The 16,072-nt window shown below is 66.8% G+C and carries 18 protein-coding genes; 17 read left to right on the top strand and 1 reads right to left on the bottom strand.

Annotation, left to right across the window (positions count from 1 at the left end; genetic code table 11):
* The first annotated feature begins 135 nt into the window (after positions 1–135).
* Positions 136–741 (top strand): YceI family protein, encoded by a 606-nt coding sequence (locus DYI42_RS16910; RefSeq protein ID WP_213547348.1) that lies wholly within the window; start codon positions 136–138, stop codon positions 739–741.
* 131 nt (positions 742–872) lie between these two features.
* Here the strand turns inward: DYI42_RS16910 and DYI42_RS16905 are convergent, their stop codons facing one another.
* Positions 873–2,108 (bottom strand): cytochrome b/b6 domain-containing protein, encoded by a 1,236-nt coding sequence (locus DYI42_RS16905; RefSeq protein ID WP_213547324.1) that lies wholly within the window; start codon positions 2,106–2,108, stop codon positions 873–875.
* 193 nt (positions 2,109–2,301) lie between these two features.
* On the opposite strand from DYI42_RS16905, the gene fabD reads away from it, so the two are divergent.
* The 16 genes from fabD to DYI42_RS16825 all read left to right on the top strand — a co-directional run.
* On the top strand, positions 2,302–3,243 hold the full coding sequence (gene fabD, locus DYI42_RS16900) for an ACP S-malonyltransferase (protein ID WP_213547322.1): 942 nt from the start codon (positions 2,302–2,304) through the stop codon (positions 3,241–3,243).
* 7 nt (positions 3,244–3,250) lie between these two features.
* Complete coding sequence (gene fabG, locus DYI42_RS16895; protein ID WP_213547321.1) at positions 3,251–3,988, top strand: 3-oxoacyl-[acyl-carrier-protein] reductase; 738 nt, start codon at positions 3,251–3,253, stop codon at positions 3,986–3,988.
* A 189-nt stretch (positions 3,989–4,177) separates the two neighbouring features.
* Positions 4,178–4,411 (top strand): acyl carrier protein, encoded by a 234-nt coding sequence (locus tag DYI42_RS16890; protein ID WP_213547319.1) that lies wholly within the window; start codon positions 4,178–4,180, stop codon positions 4,409–4,411.
* Positions 4,412–4,674: 263 nt separating this feature from the next.
* The gene (fabF, locus tag DYI42_RS16885; protein ID WP_213547318.1) at positions 4,675–5,949 is read left to right on the top strand and encodes a beta-ketoacyl-ACP synthase II; all 1,275 of its coding nucleotides are present in this window, start codon (positions 4,675–4,677) and stop codon (positions 5,947–5,949) included.
* Positions 5,949–7,118: an endolytic transglycosylase MltG gene (gene mltG, locus DYI42_RS16880; protein ID WP_213547317.1), complete on the top strand. Its 1,170-nt coding sequence runs from the start codon at positions 5,949–5,951 to the stop codon at positions 7,116–7,118. The genes fabF and mltG overlap by 1 nt, the downstream gene beginning before the upstream one ends.
* A 106-nt stretch (positions 7,119–7,224) precedes the next feature.
* Complete coding sequence (locus DYI42_RS16875; RefSeq protein WP_213547316.1) at positions 7,225–8,427, top strand: PAAR domain-containing protein; 1,203 nt, start codon at positions 7,225–7,227, stop codon at positions 8,425–8,427.
* 101 nt (positions 8,428–8,528) lie between these two features.
* Positions 8,529–8,936, top strand: a complete 408-nt coding sequence (locus DYI42_RS16870) for an ankyrin repeat domain-containing protein (protein WP_213547315.1) — start codon at positions 8,529–8,531, stop codon at positions 8,934–8,936.
* A gap of 574 nt (positions 8,937–9,510) precedes the next feature.
* Positions 9,511–10,815 (top strand): DNA-packaging protein, encoded by a 1,305-nt coding sequence (locus tag DYI42_RS16865; RefSeq protein WP_213547347.1) that lies wholly within the window; start codon positions 9,511–9,513, stop codon positions 10,813–10,815.
* A gap of 57 nt (positions 10,816–10,872) precedes the next feature.
* Positions 10,873–12,057 (top strand): phage portal protein, encoded by a 1,185-nt coding sequence (locus DYI42_RS16860; protein WP_213547314.1) that lies wholly within the window; start codon positions 10,873–10,875, stop codon positions 12,055–12,057.
* Between the two features lie 16 nt (positions 12,058–12,073).
* Positions 12,074–12,637 carry an HK97 family phage prohead protease gene (locus DYI42_RS16855; RefSeq protein ID WP_213547313.1) on the top strand — a complete coding sequence of 188 codons (564 nt, stop codon included), beginning with the start codon at positions 12,074–12,076 and terminating at the stop codon, positions 12,635–12,637.
* Positions 12,638–12,699: 62 nt separating this feature from the next.
* Positions 12,700–13,905, top strand: coding sequence for a phage major capsid protein (locus DYI42_RS16850; protein WP_213547311.1), 1,206 nt, complete (start codon positions 12,700–12,702; stop codon positions 13,903–13,905).
* 190 nt (positions 13,906–14,095) lie between these two features.
* Positions 14,096–14,692 (top strand): head-tail connector protein, encoded by a 597-nt coding sequence (locus tag DYI42_RS16845; protein ID WP_213547309.1) that lies wholly within the window; start codon positions 14,096–14,098, stop codon positions 14,690–14,692.
* Positions 14,689–15,030, top strand: coding sequence for a head-tail adaptor protein (locus DYI42_RS16840; protein WP_213547305.1), 342 nt, complete (start codon positions 14,689–14,691; stop codon positions 15,028–15,030). The genes DYI42_RS16845 and DYI42_RS16840 overlap by 4 nt, the downstream gene beginning before the upstream one ends.
* Positions 15,027–15,434 (top strand): DUF3168 domain-containing protein, encoded by a 408-nt coding sequence (locus DYI42_RS16835; protein WP_213547303.1) that lies wholly within the window; start codon positions 15,027–15,029, stop codon positions 15,432–15,434. The genes DYI42_RS16840 and DYI42_RS16835 overlap by 4 nt, the downstream gene beginning before the upstream one ends.
* Before the next feature lie 24 nt (positions 15,435–15,458).
* The gene (locus tag DYI42_RS16830) at positions 15,459–15,872 is read left to right on the top strand and encodes a phage major tail protein, TP901-1 family (protein ID WP_213547301.1); all 414 of its coding nucleotides are present in this window, start codon (positions 15,459–15,461) and stop codon (positions 15,870–15,872) included.
* 2 nt (positions 15,873–15,874) lie between these two features.
* Positions 15,875–16,072: GTA-gp10 family protein (locus tag DYI42_RS16825; RefSeq protein ID WP_213547292.1), on the top strand; the 198-nt coding region annotated here is incomplete at its 3' end.

Here is a 16,072-nt window from a genome sequence, read left to right as displayed (position 1 = left end):
CCGGGCGCGTGGGTCGATCACGCGCACATGATGCGCGCAATGAAACAGGAGTTGTGCGCTCATGCGCGTTGAGTTCTGCGCTGCGGCATCCGAAGTTTCGGGAAAGACATCGTCACCCGAAAGGACCACAACGTGTTGAAATCCCACTTCCTTGGCGCCGCCATCGCGGTTGCCGCCACTCCGGTTTTCGCCGAAGCGGAAAAATATACCCTCGACCCCAGCCACAGCCAGATCGTGTTCAGCTACGACCACTTCGGCTTTTCGACCACGACATCCATGTTCTCGGGCTTCGAAGGCGAGATCATGTGGGACAAGGAAGACCCGGCGGCCTCGAGCGTGACGGTGAGCTTTCCGGAAGCGAGCCTGATCACGGGCTGGGACGCCCGCACGCAGCACTTCATGAGCGGCGACTTCTTCGGCGCGACAGACGACGACACGGTGAGCTTTGCCTCCACCGGGATCGAGGTGACGGGCGAAGATACCGCGCTCATCACCGGCGATCTGACGGTGAACGGCGTGACCAAGGAAGTCGTGCTGGATGCCAGGCTGAACGGCCAGACCGACAGCCACCCGATGGAAGGCAAGCCCTGGGCGGGCTTCAGCGCCACCACAACGCTGCTGCGGAGCGACTACAACCTTGGCGCCTTCGCGCCGATGGTGAGCGACGAGGTTGCGGTGGAGATTTCCATCGAGGCCGGTGCGGCCCCGGCTGAGGGTGCCGAGGGCGAGACCGACAGCTGACGCAGAGCGTTTCGAAAAAGAGAAAGGGCCGCCGGAGAGATCCGGCGGCCCTTTTCGTTTGGCCCGGCAAGGTGCGCCATGAATGCGCATCCCACGGGGCCCAAGGCCCCCGTGGCGAGGCAAGTCTTGCCCTATCGGGTTGCGGTGAGGTCGATGCTGATCTCGACGGGGAAGGCGAGTGAGGCTTCATCGGTCATGCTGTCGCCAATGTGGAACGTGCGGCGGTCGAGGGTGGTGGTGCCCGAAGCGGTGGCGGTGTCGTCTTCGAGCGTGAGGGTGAAGGGCAGGGGCACGGGGGCCGCGTGGCCCTTGATGGTGAGGGTGCCGTCGACGGTGAGCGTGCCATCCTCGGATTCGACGATTGCGCCGGTGTAGGTGGCCGTGGGGTGCTGGGCCGTATCGAAGTAGTCCGGCCCCTGGGCCTGCGCCGCGACGGAGCCCAGCGTGAGAGAGGTGATGTCGATGGTCACCTCGGCTTGCCCCTTTTGCGGGCCGGGTGCCTCGGGATCGTAGCTGATGGACGCGGTGAAGTCGGGGAAGCTGCCGGAGACCGGTTGGCCCATCTGTTGGATGGTGAGGCCGATGGTGCCTTGCTGGACGGTCCAGGTGGCGGTTTCGGCTGGGGCCTCGGCTGCCGCCTCGATTGCGGGTGTGGCCTCGGCTTGCGCCTCGGCGGTGGCGGGCTCTTCGCTGCGCTCATCGCCCGTGAGGAAGGGGGTGGCGAGGGCGATGAGGAAGACGCCGGCCGCGATGAGCGCGGGGGCCGGGCCGTGGCCCATGGAGGCGGGCGGTGTGGGGGGCGTCTTGCGGGTGAACATCATGCGCGACAGGGTGCCGTCACGATCCACCACGGCGTGCTTCAGGGCACCGGCGATATGCAGGCCCACCGCACCGAGGATCACCCAGGTGAGCGCCACGTGCATGTGGGCGAAGGCAACGGCAAGGGGCACGTCTTTGGGGATGAAAGGCAGGCCCTGGCCGAAGGGCCAGAGAATGGGGGCGTAGCCTGTCGAGGCGGCGTGTTCGATCCAGCCGGTGATGGGCAGGGCGATGATGGCGCCGTAGAGCACCCAGTGGACGATGGCGGCGAGCAGGCTTTCGGCCCGGTTCTCGCCGTTGAGCGGGCGGGGGTGGGGCTGGGTCAGCGTCCAGGCGATGCGGGCGAGGGCGATGAAGAAGAGCGCGACACCGAGCGTCTTGTGCAGGGAGAAGAGCAGCCACTTGGTGTCGAAGGCCTCCTGCGTGTCGTAGGGCCACCAGTTGGCAAACCAGCCCAGCGGCCAGAGCGCGAGGACCAGCAGGGCTGTCAGCCAGTGGAAGGACTTGGCCACAGTGCCGTAGCGGGTTTCGGAATTGGCGAGCGTCATGGGGTATCTCCGGTTGTTGGCGAGACGATAGCGCTGTGCGGTTCCGGGGAGTAGTTGCGCCAGATGAGAAGCGGTTGTGCGCAGGCACACGGAATAAACCGGGGGGCTGGCGCGTAACCGATCTGGCCTGCGCTTCCCTTGTGGCATGAGCCGGGACGGGGTAGGACGGAAAAAACAACCTCAGGAGGGGGCCATGAGGGCATTCGTATTTCCGGGTCAGGGCGCGCAGGTGATCGGGATGGGCAAGGCACTGGCCGATGCTTATCCGGCGGCGGCAGCCGTGTTCGAAGAGGTCGACGAGGCCTTGGGAGAAAAGCTGAGCGCGCTCATATGGGAGGGCGAGGCGGAAGAGCTGACGCTGACGGCCAATGCCCAGCCGGCGCTGATGGCGACCTCGATCGCCGCGATGCGGGCATTGGAGGCCGAGGGCGTAGAGGTGACAGCAGCGAAATACGTGGCCGGTCACTCGCTTGGAGAATATTCGGCGCTCTGTGCTGCGGGCACCTTCTCGCTGGCCGATACGGCACGGCTCCTGCGCACGCGGGGCGAAGCGATGCAGGCTGCCGTTCCGGTGGGCGAGGGCGCGATGGCCGCGATCCTCGGGCTGGACTTCGAGGCGGTGGTGGCCGTGGCCAAGGATGCCGCGGAAAACGGCATCTGCCAGGCGGCCAATGACAACGACCCGGCGCAGGTTGTCATTTCGGGCAGCAAGGCCTGCGTTGAGGCGGCCTGCGAGATCGCCAAGGAGCGGGGCGCGAAGCGTGCCATGCTGCTGCCGGTCTCCGCGCCGTTTCATAGCGAGCTGATGGGCCCTGCGGCGGAGGTGATGGCCCGGGCGCTGGCCGAGGTCGACATGAAAAACCCGGCGGTGCCGCTGGTGACGAACGTGCTGGCCCATGCCACGAGCAACCCCACGACGATCCGCTCGCTGCTGGTGGAGCAGGTGACAGGGCGGGTGCGCTGGCGCGAGTCTGTGCAGTTCATGGCGCATGAGGGTGTGACCGAGATCTGGGAGATCGGCGCAGGCAAGGCGCTTTCGGGCATGATCCGCCGGATCGACAAGGACGTGGCGACCCGCGCTGTGGGTACGCCGGACGATGTAAAGGCGGCCGCAGCGTCGCTGAACGAGGAGTGAGCGAGAGATGTTTGATCTGACGGGCAAATGCGCGCTGGTGACCGGCGCAAGCGGCGGTATTGGCGGCGAGATCGCCAAGGCGCTGCATGGCGCGGGGGCCACCGTGGGCCTGAGCGGCACCCGCGAAGCGCCGCTGAAGGCGCTGGCCGCTGAGCTGGGCGAGCGGGCGCATGTGCTGCCCTGCAACCTGGGCGATGCCGAAGCCGTCAACGCGCTGCCCAAGCAGGCGATCGAGGCGATGGGGAGCCTGGATATTCTGGTGAACAACGCCGGGGTCACACGCGACAATATCTTCATGCGGATGAGCGAAGAGGAGTGGGCGCAGGTGATCGAGGTGAACCTCACCGCCGCTTTCCGGCTCTGCAAGGGCGTGCTGCGCGGCATGATGAAGAATCGCTGGGGCCGGATCATCAACGTGAGTTCGGTGGTCGGGGCGACGGGGAACCCCGGGCAGGCCAACTATGCGGCTTCCAAGGCCGGGCTTGTGGGGATGTCCAAGAGCCTTGCCTATGAGGTGGCGAGCCGGAACATCACCGTGAACTGCATTGCGCCCGGCTTCATCACCACGGCGATGACCGACAAGCTGAACGACGATCAGAAGGAGGGGATCATGAAGCAGATCCCCGCCGGGCGCATGGGCGATGCTGGCGAGATCGCCGCCGCCGCCCTATATCTGGCCAGTAACGAGGCGGGCTATACCACTGGAACGACCTTGCACGTGAACGGCGGGATGGCCATGATCTGATGCCGGGGGCGCGATTTTGTGCCCTTGGGAAAGCGTTTGCGTCCGCCTGAAACCGTGTTATAGGCGGCGCACATTTCGAGCGGCCTCGGGCACATTGCCCTTGGCAGGCAGGGCCTTGGTGGGGTTTCCACCCGGGGCAAGGGACACCGGAAGGGCGCAAAGGCCCGGAAACACTGACGGAGAGATTTCATGAGCGATATCGCTGATCGGGTAAAGAAGATCGTTGTCGAGCACCTGAGCGTGGAAGAGAGCAAGGTGACCGAGAACGCCTCGTTCATCGACGACCTGGGCGCCGACAGCCTCGACACCGTCGAGCTGGTCATGGCCTTCGAGGAAGAGTTCGGCATCGAGATCCCCGACGACGCCGCCGAGACCATCCAGACCTTCGGCGATGCGGTGAAGTTCATCTCTGACGCTGCCTGATCTCAGGATCGACACTACGGACGAATGCGGCGCCCTCGGGCGCCGTTTTTCATTTGGTCGATCCGAAAAGTCTTTGAGAAGACTTTTCGTGCCGCGGCCAAAAATCTTCGTGAAGATTTTTGGAGCCTGGAAGAATTTTCGTGAAAATTCTTCAGTGAAGTCCGGGCGGGATGCCGCGCGGCAGCGAGGATCGTGCCTTGCCGCGCCGGGGCAATCCCGTGTAATTGAACCGACCGAGAACACCAAGAATGGGGGCCGAGCGGATGGCTGAAAGCACGCGGCGTGTCGTGATTACCGGACTGGGGATGGTTTCTCCTCTGGCCTGTGGCGTGGAAGAGACCTGGAGCCGGATTTTGGCAGGCAAGTCGGGCGCGGGAACGATCTCTCGCTTCGATGCCTCGCATCTGGCCACCACCTATGCCTGCGAGATCCCTATGGGGGACGGCAGCGATGGCACCTTCAACCCCGACGACTGGATGGCCCCGAAGGACCGCCGGAAGGTGGATGATTTCATCCTCTACGGGATGGCTGCGGCGATGCAGGCGGTGGAGGATGCCGGCTGGACGCCGGAGGACGAGGAGAGCCTGCTGCGGACCGGGGTGATGATCGGCTCCGGCATTGGCGGGTTGAACTCGATTGCCGACACCGCCGTGCTGCTGAAGGAGCGCGGGCCACGGCGCGTGAGCCCCTTCTTCATTCCGGGCGCGCTGATCAATCTCGTCAGCGGGCAGGTGAGCATCAAATACGGGTTCAAGGGCCCGAACCATGCGGTGGTGACGGCCTGTTCGACGGGCGCTCACGCGATTGGCGATGCCACCCGGCTGATCCAGTGGGGCGACGCTGACGTGATGGTGGCGGGCGGCACGGAATCTCCGATCAGCGAGATCGGGATTGCCGGGTTCAACGCCTGCAAGGCGCTCAGCACCAAGCGGGGCGATGCGCCCGAAACCGCCAGCCGCCCCTATGACGAAGACCGCGATGGCTTTGTCATGGGCGAGGGCGCGGGCATTGTCGTGCTGGAGGAATACGAGCACGCCAAGGCGCGGGGTGCGAAGATCTATGCCGAGGTGATCGGCTATGGCCTCTCCGGCGATGCCTATCACATCACCGCTCCGAGCGAGGATGGAGATGGCGGCTACCGGGCGATGGAGGCGGCGATCAAGCGCGCTGGCATCAGCCCGGAGGACATCGACTACATCAATGCCCACGGCACCTCGACGATGGCCGACACCATCGAGTTGGGCGCGGTGGAGCGGATGATGGGGGATGCGGCGGCCAAGGCCACCATGTCTTCCACCAAATCGGCCATCGGGCACCTGCTGGGCGCGGCGGGTTCGGTGGAAGCGATCTTCTGCGCGCTGGCGATCCGTGACCAGGTTGCGCCGCCGACGATCAACCTCGACAATCCGGCGGTGACGCCCAAGCTGAACCTTGCGGCCAATGCCAAGCATGAGCGCGAGATCGATGTGGCGCTGTCCAACAGCTTTGGCTTCGGGGGCACCAATGCCTCGCTGATCATGCGGAAAGTAACCGACTGATGTGGCGTGCATTGGCCTCCAACGGCCTGACGATACTCATCGTTCTGATGATCGGCCTCGCTGTGGGCGTGACATGGGCGCAGAAGCAGTATGTGGGCGAAGGGCCGCTTGCGGAGGCGATCTGCCTGCAGGTGCGGCCCGGCTCCAACATGGGCGCGGTCAGTGACGAGCTCTCAGAGCGGGGCGCGATCAGCAATGGCATGATCTTCCGGATGGGGGCCGAATACACCGACCGGACGCAGGACTTGAAGGCCGGTTCCTTCCTCGTGCCCGCCGGGGCCTCGATGCAGGAGATCATCGACAGCATCACCACGGCGGGCCGGAGCACCTGTGGCACCGAGGTGAATTACCGTGTTGGGGTGCTGCGGGCCGAGCTGGTGATGCGCGAGCTTGATCCGGCGACGCAGGACTACGTCGAGGTTGCCAAGTTCGCCCCTGCCGAAGAGGAGGCGCCAGCCGAATATGCCGAGGGCGCCGCCGGGGCCGATGTGCGGTTTCGGGTGACGCTGGCCGAGGGGGTGACGAGCTGGCAGGTTGTGGAGAGCCTCAAGGTTTCGGGTTTTCTTGAAGGCGAGGTGGAGGTGCCCGCGGAGGGTAGCCTTGCGCCCGACAGCTACGAAGTGCGCCGGGGCTCGGACATGGCCGCGCTGATCGAGCGGATGCAGGTGGCGCAGCAATCGATCCTTGCTGAGGCCTGGGCCGAGCGCGCCGAGGGCTTGCCCTATGACAGCCCAGAAGAAGCGTTGATCATGGCCTCCATCGTCGAGAAAGAGACTGGCCAGCCCGAGGAGCGCCCGCAGGTGGCCAGCGTTTTCGTCAACCGGCTTGAGCAGGGGATGAAGCTGCAAACCGACCCGACCGTGATTTACGGCGTCACGCAGGGCCGGGGATCGCTTGGCCGGGGGCTGCGCCAGAGTGAGCTGCGGGGCCGGACGGATTACAACACATATGTGATCGACGGGTTGCCACCGACACCGATTGCCAATCCGGGGCGTGCCAGCATCGAGGCCGCGCTCAACCCCGAGACCACGCCCTACCTCTTCTTCGTGGCCGATGGCACCGGCGGGCATGCCTTTGCCGAGACGCTTGAGGAGCACAATGAGAACGTCGCCCGCTGGCGGGAGATCGAGGCGGAGCGCGCGGCGAGCGAGGCCGAGGGCAACAACTAGCGACGGGCGCGCGCGCCGAGATTGCCGTATGATTTTCGGGCGGTGACCTTGACAGGGAGCCGCCCGATGCTTTCATGGAGAGCATTACACTTACGGATCTATTGTCATGTCTCAGCCCGCCGCCCGTATCACGGACACGCATGTCTGTTCGCTGTGCCCCGTTCCGCCCGGGTTACCCATCATCCCGCCTTGTGCCATTACGGTCTTGACCGGAAGTCTGCCGCAGGCCCGGCTTGGCGATCTTTGCGCCTGCATCGGCCCGCCGCCGGCGGCGGTGGATGCGATCGTGTTCGGCTCGCCGACCGTGCTTGTGATGAACCAGCCCGCCGCGCGGATGGGCGATCCGACGGCCAAGGGCGGCATTATCACCAAGGGCCAGCCCAACGTTCTGATCGGCTTTGCCGGAGCCGGTGGGGCCGGGGGCGGGGCCGGCGCGATGCCGGGCATGAACCCGCGCCCCGTTTGCGTCACGCTGGCCGCCGAGTTGGCCGAGAACCAGACCGCACAGGACATGGCCGCGATGTCGGCTGCGGCTTATCTGGACGGCGAGGGCGGCGACCTGCCCGCCAACACCCGCCGCGCCACGCAGGCAGACCTTGAGGCGCTTGGCCTGCATGATGGCACGACCGACATGACGGCGATGCCCGACAGCGACTTCAACGCGGATGTTTTCGTGCACACCAACCCGGTGACGGGCGAAGAGACCTATACCGTGGCATTCGAGGGCACGACGCCCACCTCGGGCGGAGACTGGGGGGCCAACGTGGGCCAGGGCCTTGGGATGGAGACGGAGTATTACAACCGGGCCAACGAGATCGGCCGCCGCTCCAACGCGGCGCAGCCGGGCAAGGTACGTTATACTGGCCACTCGCTGGGCGGTGGCATGGCCAGCGCAGCTGCGGTGGCCTCTGGGCAGCCGGCCTATACGTTCAATGCCGCCGGTCTGCATGAGGACACCATGGAAGGCGGCAACACCGACGCCGATGTGCAGGCCTACTACCTGCGGACCGACCCGTTGAACGCGGCACAGGACCATCGCTGGAGCCCGATGCCGGAGGCCTTCGGCAACCGGCGAGAAATGGAGCCGACCGCGATCTGGGCGGAGAGTGACAGGGTTCCGCGCCAGATGGCGGATTCGGACAACTACGTGCCCGACTTCATCGAGCAGCCCGCGCTCGACGCCAAGCGGGCGGCGCAGGAAAAGGCCAACCAGCAGCTTCGCTTCCACTCCATCGAGGAGATGCAACGCTCGCTGGAAGCCCAGGAGCAGGAGATTCGCCAGGATCAGGCGGACAATGGCTGCACGTGAGCCCGCGCGGCTGGGCCATCGGGGCGGTGGCCGCCCTCGCTGTGCTTGGCGCGGGCACATGGGGCGCCGCGCGCCTCGGCATAATTGAGATTGGAGGGGTGATGAGCACCGTCGACATCGAGGAGAAGGGGCCGGACGGCCTGCCGATCATCCACTGGTGGGTGGAGCGGGAGGAACTGGCGAAGATTCAGATTCTGCTCGATGGGGGCGGCGATATCGAGGCGCCGGGCTTTCAGGGCGCGACCCCGCTGCTCAAGGCTGCGGTGGCCGACAACTGGCCGGTGGCCCTGTGGCTGATCGAGCGCGGCGCCTTTCTGGGCGCGGTAGACCGGGCCGGCATGACGCTGCCTTACCTAGCTGCAACCAGCCGCGTGCCGAAGGAAACCGAACGCGGCCAGGCCCTGGAAAAGGTGCGCCTGCTGCTGAACGAGCGCGGGATGCTAGGCCAATATTATGAACCTGCCGAGGTGAAGAAGCGCATCAAGGAGGGGAATTGGCCCCCGAAATGAAGGGCTTGGCCCATGTCCGGCCGTGCGGCGCTGTTTCAGGACGTTAAGAAAACCCTAACGAAACAAACGGTTAGCGCGCGGCGCTCGCCGATTTGGCTTGACTCTGCGAACGGTCTCATCTATAGGTTGTGACAAGATGAGAGAGGTGGGCGCGGCAACCTGTGAGGGTGGGCCGCTTTTTTAATGCCGGTCTGCCAGGACACCGGCCTCTAGCGAGACATGACCATGGATGATCGACCCGACCGCGAGGACGGGGCCGCAGGCGGCGTGCCGCCTGCGACGGAGCAGCTTCTGGCCAGGGGGGTGGGGGCTTTGGTGACGAGCATAGGGCAAGAGGTGGAACGGGCGGAGACCGAAACGGGGCTCTTGCTGGAGGAGATGCGTTATCTCCGCCGGGTGCTGCTTGCCGCTTATCAGGAGAAAGAGATTGTTGAGGAACACCAGAAGCGAGGCGGTGGCGGAGGGCGCGCAGGCGACCGCGACACCGGAGAGCGGACCGGCGGAGGCGTGCTCGACCTCGACACTGCCCGGGCTGAAATCGGGCGCCGCCTGGCTCGCCTCCGCGCCGCCGGAGATGCAGGAGAGCTTCCTGGAGAGCCTGAGCGCTGAGGCGCTGGCGGCGCTGCCCTGGCTCTTCGAGTTCTGGGCGCTGCCGCATCAGCTGCCACCCGAGGGCGACTGGCGGGCCTGGGTGATCCTGGGCGGGCGCGGCGCGGGCAAGACGCGCGCCGGGGCGGAGTGGGTGCGCGCGCAGGTGGAGGGCAGCGGCCCGTTCGATGAGGGGCGCTGTCGGCGGATTGCGCTGGTGGGAGAAACCATTGACCAGGCGCGTGAGGTGATGGTGTTTGGCGACAGCGGCCTCCTCGCCTGCTCACCGCCCGACCGGCGACCGGAGTGGAAAGCGGGGCGCAAGCAGCTGGAGTGGCCGAACGGGGCGGTGGCGCAGCTGTTTTCGGCCCATGATCCGGAAGCGCTGCGGGGGCCGCAGTTTGATGGGGCCTGGGTGGATGAGCTGGCGAAATGGAAGAAGGCGCAGGAGGCCTGGGACATGCTCCAGTTCGGCCTGCGGCTGGGCGACAGCCCCCGCATGTGCGTGACGACGACGCCGCGCAAGCAGGCGCTGCTGCGAGACCTGCTGGAGCGGCAGAGCACTGTTGTGACGCGTGCCGGGACCGAGGCTAACAAGGCCTGGCTGGCCCCGGCCTTCCTCGAGGAGGTGCGCGCCCGCTATGGCGGCACCCGGCTGGGACGGCAGGAGCTGGATGGCGTGATGCTCGACGATGTCGAGGGCGCGCTGTGGCGCCACGAGGCGCTGGAAGCGGCGCGCATCAACGCGGTGCCGGAGCTGGCCCGTGTGGTGGTGGCGGTGGATCCGCCGGTGACCGGGCACAAGGGCTCTGACGCCTGCGGGATCATCGTGGCCGCGCTCGAAGCGGGGGGTGACGCGCCGCAGGATTGGCGCGCGGTTGTGCTGGAGGATGCGAGCGTGCAGGCGGCCTCGCCGCTGGATTGGGCACGGGCGGCGCTGAGGGCCGCCGAGCGCCACGGCGCCGACAAGGTGGTGGCCGAGGTCAACCAGGGCGGCGATCTGGTGGAGACGTTGCTGCGGCAGGTGGACCCGACGGTGGCCTTCAAGGCGGTGCGGGCCTCGCGGGGCAAGGCCGCGCGGGCCGAGCCGGTGGCGGCGCTCTATGAACAGGGGCGGGTGCGGCACATGGCCGGGCTCACCGAGCTGGAAGAGGAAATGGGCCGGATGACGGCGCAGGGCTATCAGGGCAGCGGCTCGCCGGATCGGGTGGACGCGCTGGTTTGGGCGCTGACGGAGCTGATCCTCGAGCCCGCGGCCAAGTGGCGGCGGCCGGCAATGCGGAGCCTCTAGGCGGGGCGACTGGCGGGCGGATTGCCCGCTCGACGGACAATCAAAAAGGAGAGACGGATGGTCTTCGACTTCCTCAAGCGGGAGCCGGGCGGCGGCGCTGTGCCCGAGCAAAAGGCATCGGCGACCGGCCCGGTGATTGCCTATCACGGCGCGGGGCGGGTGGCCTGGAGCCCGCGCGACACGGTTTCGCTCACCAAGACGGGCTTCACCGGCAATCCGGTGGGGTTCCGCGCGGTGAAGCTGATTGCCGAGGCCGCCGCCGCGGTGCCGCTCATCTGCCAGGACAGCGAGCGCCGTTACGAGACCCATCCGGTGGCCGATCTGCTGCGCCGCCCGAACCCGGCACAGGGGCGGGCGGAGCTGCTGGAGGCGCTCTTCGGGCAGATCCTGCTTTCGGGCAACGGCTATGTGGAGGCGGTGGCGGGCGAGTTGGGCCTGCCGGTGGAACTGCATGTGCTGCGCTCGGACCGGATGAACGTGGTGCCCGGCGGCGATGGCTGGCCGGTGGCTTATGAATACGCGGTGGCGGGCCGGAAGCACAGGTTCGACGTGAGCGGAGAGGCCAAACCTGTCTGCCATATCAAGGCGTTCCACCCGCAGGACGACCATTACGGCCTGTCCCCGCTGAAGGCCGCGGCGAATGCGCTGGACGTGCACAACGCGGCCTCGAAGTGGTCGAAAGGCCTGCTCGACAACGCGGCGCGGCCCTCGGGGGCGATCGTCTATCGCGGCGCGGATGGGTCGGGGCATCTGAGCGCCGACCAATACGACCGGCTGCTGGACGAGATGGCCAGCCACCACCAGGGCGCGGCCAACGCGGGCCGCCCGATGCTGCTGGAGGGCGGGCTGGACTGGAAGCCGATGGGGTTTTCTCCCTCGGACATGGAGTTTCAGAAGACCAAGGAGGCGGCAGCGCGCGAGATCGCTACGGCCTTCGGCGTCCCGCCAATGATGCTCGGCATCCCCGGTGAGGCGACCTACGCCAACTATCAGGAGGCCAACCGGGCGTTCTACCGCCTCACTGTGCTGCCATTGGTGGCCAAGGTGGCGGGGGCGCTTGGCGACTGGCTCTCGGGCCTTGGCGGCGAGGCGGTGGAGCTGAAGCCCGACCTCGACGGGGTGCCCGCGCTTGCCGCCGAGCGCGAGGCGCAGTGGCGGCGGGTGAGCGAGGCGGATTTTCTGACGGCGGCGGAAAAGCGGCAGCTTCTTGGGTTGCCGCCGTTGGAGGCGGGCGATGGGTAACGGAGAAAGGCAAGCGATGGCAAAGGATTACGGGGCCGATCTGGAGCACAAGTTTTGTGCGCCGGACGCAAAGCTGGCGGTTGACGAGAGCTACGAGATCGCGGGCTACGCCTCGCTTTTCGGGGCGGCTGATCAGGGCGGCGACGTGGTGGTGGCGGGGGCCTATGCGCGCTCGCTCAAGGCCATGGCGGCGAAGGGGCAGGCGGTGAAGATGCTGTGGCAGCACGACCCGCGCGAGCCCATCGGCATCTGGGACGAGGTGCGAGAGGATCGCCGGGGGCTGTTCGTGCGGGGGCGGCTGCTGAAAGACGTGGCCCGTGCCCGGGAGGCGGCCGCGCTGATCAACGCGGGCGCGATTGACGGGCTCTCCATCGGCTATCGCACCAAGCGGGCGGAAAAGGACGCGCAGGGCCGCAGGCTGCTGCACGATCTGGAGCTTTGGGAGGTGTCGCTTGTGACCTTCCCGATGCTTCGAGAGGCGCGGCTTTCGGGCGCCAAGGGGGAGACCCCGGAGGCGGACGAGGGCTGGCAAGAGCTGGCGGAGGCGCTTCGGGCGGCTCGCCGGGCATTGGCGGGCTAAGGCCGCCTGAACCTTCGGGGGCGGATGCGCCTCCGACCATTCTCATCAAAGGAAGGATTGCCATGAGCACTCCCGAGACTGGGTCCGGGGGCGGGCGGAGCGTGCCCGAAACCAAAACCCAAAAGGCAACGCCGGTGGCCGAGGTGGCCTCGGCGCTTACGGAGTTTCTGGGCGAATTCAAATCGTTCCAGGACGACCTTCACACCCGCGTTCAGAAACAGGAAGAGCGACTGACCATGCTTCAGAAAAAGAACATCTCTGCCGGACGTCCGGCCCTTGCCGCTGCCAACGAGGTCGGTGCGCCGCATCAGAAGGCCTTCAACGCCTATCTGCGCAATGGCGATGACGACGGACTGCGCGGCCTCGAGCTCGAGGGCAAGGGCCTGTCGACGGCGGTGGCAGGCGACGGCGGCTACCTGGTGGACCCGGAAACCTCGGCGACGATCAAGACGGTGCTGTCGAGCACCGCGAGCCTGCGGGCGATCGCCAATGTCGTCACCGTGGAGGCGACCTCCTTTGACGTGCTGATCGACCGGGCCGATCTGGGCGCGGGATGGGCAACCGAATCCGGCGCGGCGGTGGAAACCGACACGCCCACCATCGAGCGCATCACCATTCCGCTGCATGAGCTTTCGGCCCTGCCCAAGGCCAGCCAGCGGCTGCTCGACGACTCTGCCTTCGACATCGACGGCTGGCTCGCCGACCGGATCGCCAAGAAGTTCGCCCGCTCGGAGGCTGCGGCCTTCATCAACGGCGACGGCTCCGACAAGCCGACCGGCATTCTTGACCACACCATCGTGGCCGAGGGCAGCCAGAGCTGGGGAGAGCTGGGCTACATCGCCACGGGGGCCGATGGCGATATCGGCGATGCGGACGCGCTGGTGGACATGGTCTATGCCCTGGGCGCCGAGTATCGCGCCAATGCGACCTTCGTGATGAACTCGAAGACCGCCGGCTCGATCCGCAAGCTGAAGGACGCCGACGGGCGCTTCATGTGGTCGGACGGGCTGGCTGCCGGTGAGCCGGCCCGGCTGCTGGGCTACCCGGTGCTCATCGCCGAGGACATGCCCGACATTGCCACCGATGCCCATGCCATCGCCTTCGGCGACTTCCAGGCGGGCTACACCATTGCCGAACGGCCCGACCTGCGGGTGTTGCGTGACCCGTTCAGCGCCAAGCCGCATGTGCTGTTCTACGCCACCAAGCGCGTGGGCGGCGATGTGAGCGACTTCGAGGCGATCAAGCTCCTGAAGTTCTCGGCCTCCTGAGGCCGGACAGCCCGGGCGGTGCGGATTGCTCCGCTCGGGAAGGAACACGGGCGCGCGCCGCGTGGCTGGGCAACCGGCTGCACCATGCGGTGCCGATGCTGCTCCCCTCCGTCCGGGTGGCGCATGGGGCGTGCGCCCGTGGCCACCCGCGCCCAAGGGGGAGGGCCGAGACTTTTCGGGAGACTGACACATGATATTGACCGAGCTGACCTCGGTGCAGGCGGCGGCGCTGCCGGTGACCGAGTTCAAGGCGCATTTGCGGATGGGCACCGGCTTTTCCGACGAGGGTGCGGAGGACGGGCTGCTGGAATCGCTGCTGCGGGCCGCGCTCGCGGCGGTGGAGGCATGGACCGGCAAGGTATTGCTGGAACGCGATTTCCGCTGGGTTCTGGCGGGCTGGCGGGGGGATGACGTGATGACGCTGCCGGTGGCCCCGGTGAGCGCCATTACCTCCGTGAAAACGGTGGATCTGCTGGACTGGGAGGCGGTGGTGGAGCCGGGCAAGTACCGGCTCGAGCCAGACACGCACCGCCCCCGCATCCGGGCCACCGGCACCGCCTTTCCCGGTATTCCCAAGGGCGGGAAGGTGGTGATCGAGTTCGACGCGGGCTTCGGTCCGGCGTGGAGCGACATCCCCCCGGATCTGGCCCAGGCGGTGCTGCTGCTGGCGGGGCATTACTATGACTACCGGCATGAGGCGCGGCCCGGTGAGGGAGTGATCCCTTATGGTGTCTCCGCGCTCATCGAGCGGTGGCGCTCGATCCGCATCACCGGGGGGCGGACATGAAGGGGCCGCCGGTCTTGAACCGGGTGCTGGTGCTGGAAGCGCCCGAACGTGTGCCCGACGGGCTTGGTGGCTGGAGCGAGACCTGGGCCGAGCTGGGACAGCTCTGGGCGGAAGTGAAATCGGGCTCCGGGCGCGAGAAGGCGGATGAGTTCCTGACCGTCTCCTCGGTGCCCTATCGCATTACCGTGCGGGCCGCGCCGCCAGGCGCGATGAGCCGCCCGAAGCCGGAACAGAGGTTCAGGGAGGGCCAGCGGATTTATCGCATTCTTGCGGTGGCGGAGCGCGATGCCTTCGGCCGTTACCTGACCTGCTACGCGCGAGAGGAGGTTTCGGCATGAGTTATGGAGCATCAGCGGCCCTTCAGGCGGCTGTGTATCAGCACCTGCTCGCCGATCCGGGGGTGACCGCCCTTGTGGGCAGCGACATCTACGATGCGGCCCCGCCGGGCACGCCGCCGGGCACCTATGTGAGCCTCGGGCCGGAGGATGCGCTTTCACGCGGAGACTGCACCGGCGAGGCGGCGCTCTTTCGGTTCACGGTGAGCGTGGTGACGGATGCCGCGGGCTTCGGGACGGCAAAGCAGATTGCCGGGGCCATCAGCGATGCGTTCCTGGATGCCGATCTTGCGCTCACGCGTGGCACGCTGGTGAGCCTGAATTTCGAACGTGCCCGCGCCCGCAGAGTGGGCGAGGGCGATCAACGCCGGATCGACCTGCGCTTCGCGGCCTGGATCGACGACTGACCTCTACTCTCAAGGAGAACGCAAATGGTTGCCCAGAATGGCAAGGATCTGTTGATCAAGATGGACATGACCGGCTCGGGCCTGTTCGAGACGGTGGCGGGGCTGCGCGCGACGCGGGTGAGCTTCAACGCGGAAAGCGTGGATGTGACCTCGCTGGAAAGCCAGGGCGGCTGGCGCGAACTGCTGGCGGGGGCCGGTGTGAAGAGCGCCAGCATCAGCGGCTCGGGCGTGTTTCGCGACGAGGACAGCGACGAGCGCGCGCGGCAGATCTTCTTTGACGGGGAGACGCCCGATTTTCAGGTCATCATCCCGAACTTCGGCGTGGTGGAGGGGCCGTTTCAGATCACCTCGGTCGAATATGCGGGCAGCCATGACGGCGAGGCCACCTATGAGCTGGCGCTGGCTTCGGCGGGCGTGCTGAGCTTCACGGCGATCTGAGCATGGTCAATCCCTGGGCAGGAGAAGCGGTGCTGGTGCTGGATGGCGCTGAGCACCGGTGCAAGCTGACGCTGGGTGCCCTTGCGGAGCTGGAGGAGGCGCTGGAGGTGGGCACCTTGATGGAACTCGTCGAGCGCTTCGAGGCGGGGCGGTTCAGCACGCGCGACGTTCTGGCCCTGCTGGTGGCCGGGCTGCGGGGC

It is taken from the genome of Vannielia litorea (genome assembly GCF_018424695.1).
GTDB classification, from domain to species: Bacteria; Pseudomonadota; Alphaproteobacteria; order Rhodobacterales; family Rhodobacteraceae; genus Vannielia; species Vannielia litorea_A.
This window is presented reverse-complemented; position numbering and strand designations above follow the sequence as displayed.

Bases quoted from the DNA above. Each gene is read 5' to 3' on its own strand.
- DYI42_RS16905 (WP_213547324.1), bottom strand. From the start codon at position 2,108: ATGACGCTCGCCAATTCCGAAACCCGCTACGGCACTGTGGCCAAGTCC.
- fabD (WP_213547322.1), top strand. From the start codon at position 2,302: ATGAGGGCATTCGTATTTCCGGGTCAGGGCGCGCAGGTGATCGGGATG.
- fabG (WP_213547321.1), top strand. From the start codon at position 3,251: ATGTTTGATCTGACGGGCAAATGCGCGCTGGTGACCGGCGCAAGCGGC.
- DYI42_RS16890 (WP_213547319.1), top strand. From the start codon at position 4,178: ATGAGCGATATCGCTGATCGGGTAAAGAAGATCGTTGTCGAGCACCTG.
- fabF (WP_213547318.1), top strand. From the start codon at position 4,675: ATGGCTGAAAGCACGCGGCGTGTCGTGATTACCGGACTGGGGATGGTT.
- mltG (WP_213547317.1), top strand. From the start codon at position 5,949: ATGTGGCGTGCATTGGCCTCCAACGGCCTGACGATACTCATCGTTCTG.
- DYI42_RS16875 (WP_213547316.1), top strand. From the start codon at position 7,225: ATGTCTCAGCCCGCCGCCCGTATCACGGACACGCATGTCTGTTCGCTG.
- DYI42_RS16870 (WP_213547315.1), top strand. From the start codon at position 8,529: ATGAGCACCGTCGACATCGAGGAGAAGGGGCCGGACGGCCTGCCGATC.
- DYI42_RS16865 (WP_213547347.1), top strand. From the start codon at position 9,511: ATGCAGGAGAGCTTCCTGGAGAGCCTGAGCGCTGAGGCGCTGGCGGCG.
- DYI42_RS16860 (WP_213547314.1), top strand. From the start codon at position 10,873: ATGGTCTTCGACTTCCTCAAGCGGGAGCCGGGCGGCGGCGCTGTGCCC.
- DYI42_RS16855 (WP_213547313.1), top strand. From the start codon at position 12,074: ATGGCAAAGGATTACGGGGCCGATCTGGAGCACAAGTTTTGTGCGCCG.
- DYI42_RS16850 (WP_213547311.1), top strand. From the start codon at position 12,700: ATGAGCACTCCCGAGACTGGGTCCGGGGGCGGGCGGAGCGTGCCCGAA.
- DYI42_RS16845 (WP_213547309.1), top strand. From the start codon at position 14,096: ATGATATTGACCGAGCTGACCTCGGTGCAGGCGGCGGCGCTGCCGGTG.
- DYI42_RS16840 (WP_213547305.1), top strand. From the start codon at position 14,689: ATGAAGGGGCCGCCGGTCTTGAACCGGGTGCTGGTGCTGGAAGCGCCC.
- DYI42_RS16835 (WP_213547303.1), top strand. From the start codon at position 15,027: ATGAGTTATGGAGCATCAGCGGCCCTTCAGGCGGCTGTGTATCAGCAC.
- DYI42_RS16830 (WP_213547301.1), top strand. From the start codon at position 15,459: ATGGTTGCCCAGAATGGCAAGGATCTGTTGATCAAGATGGACATGACC.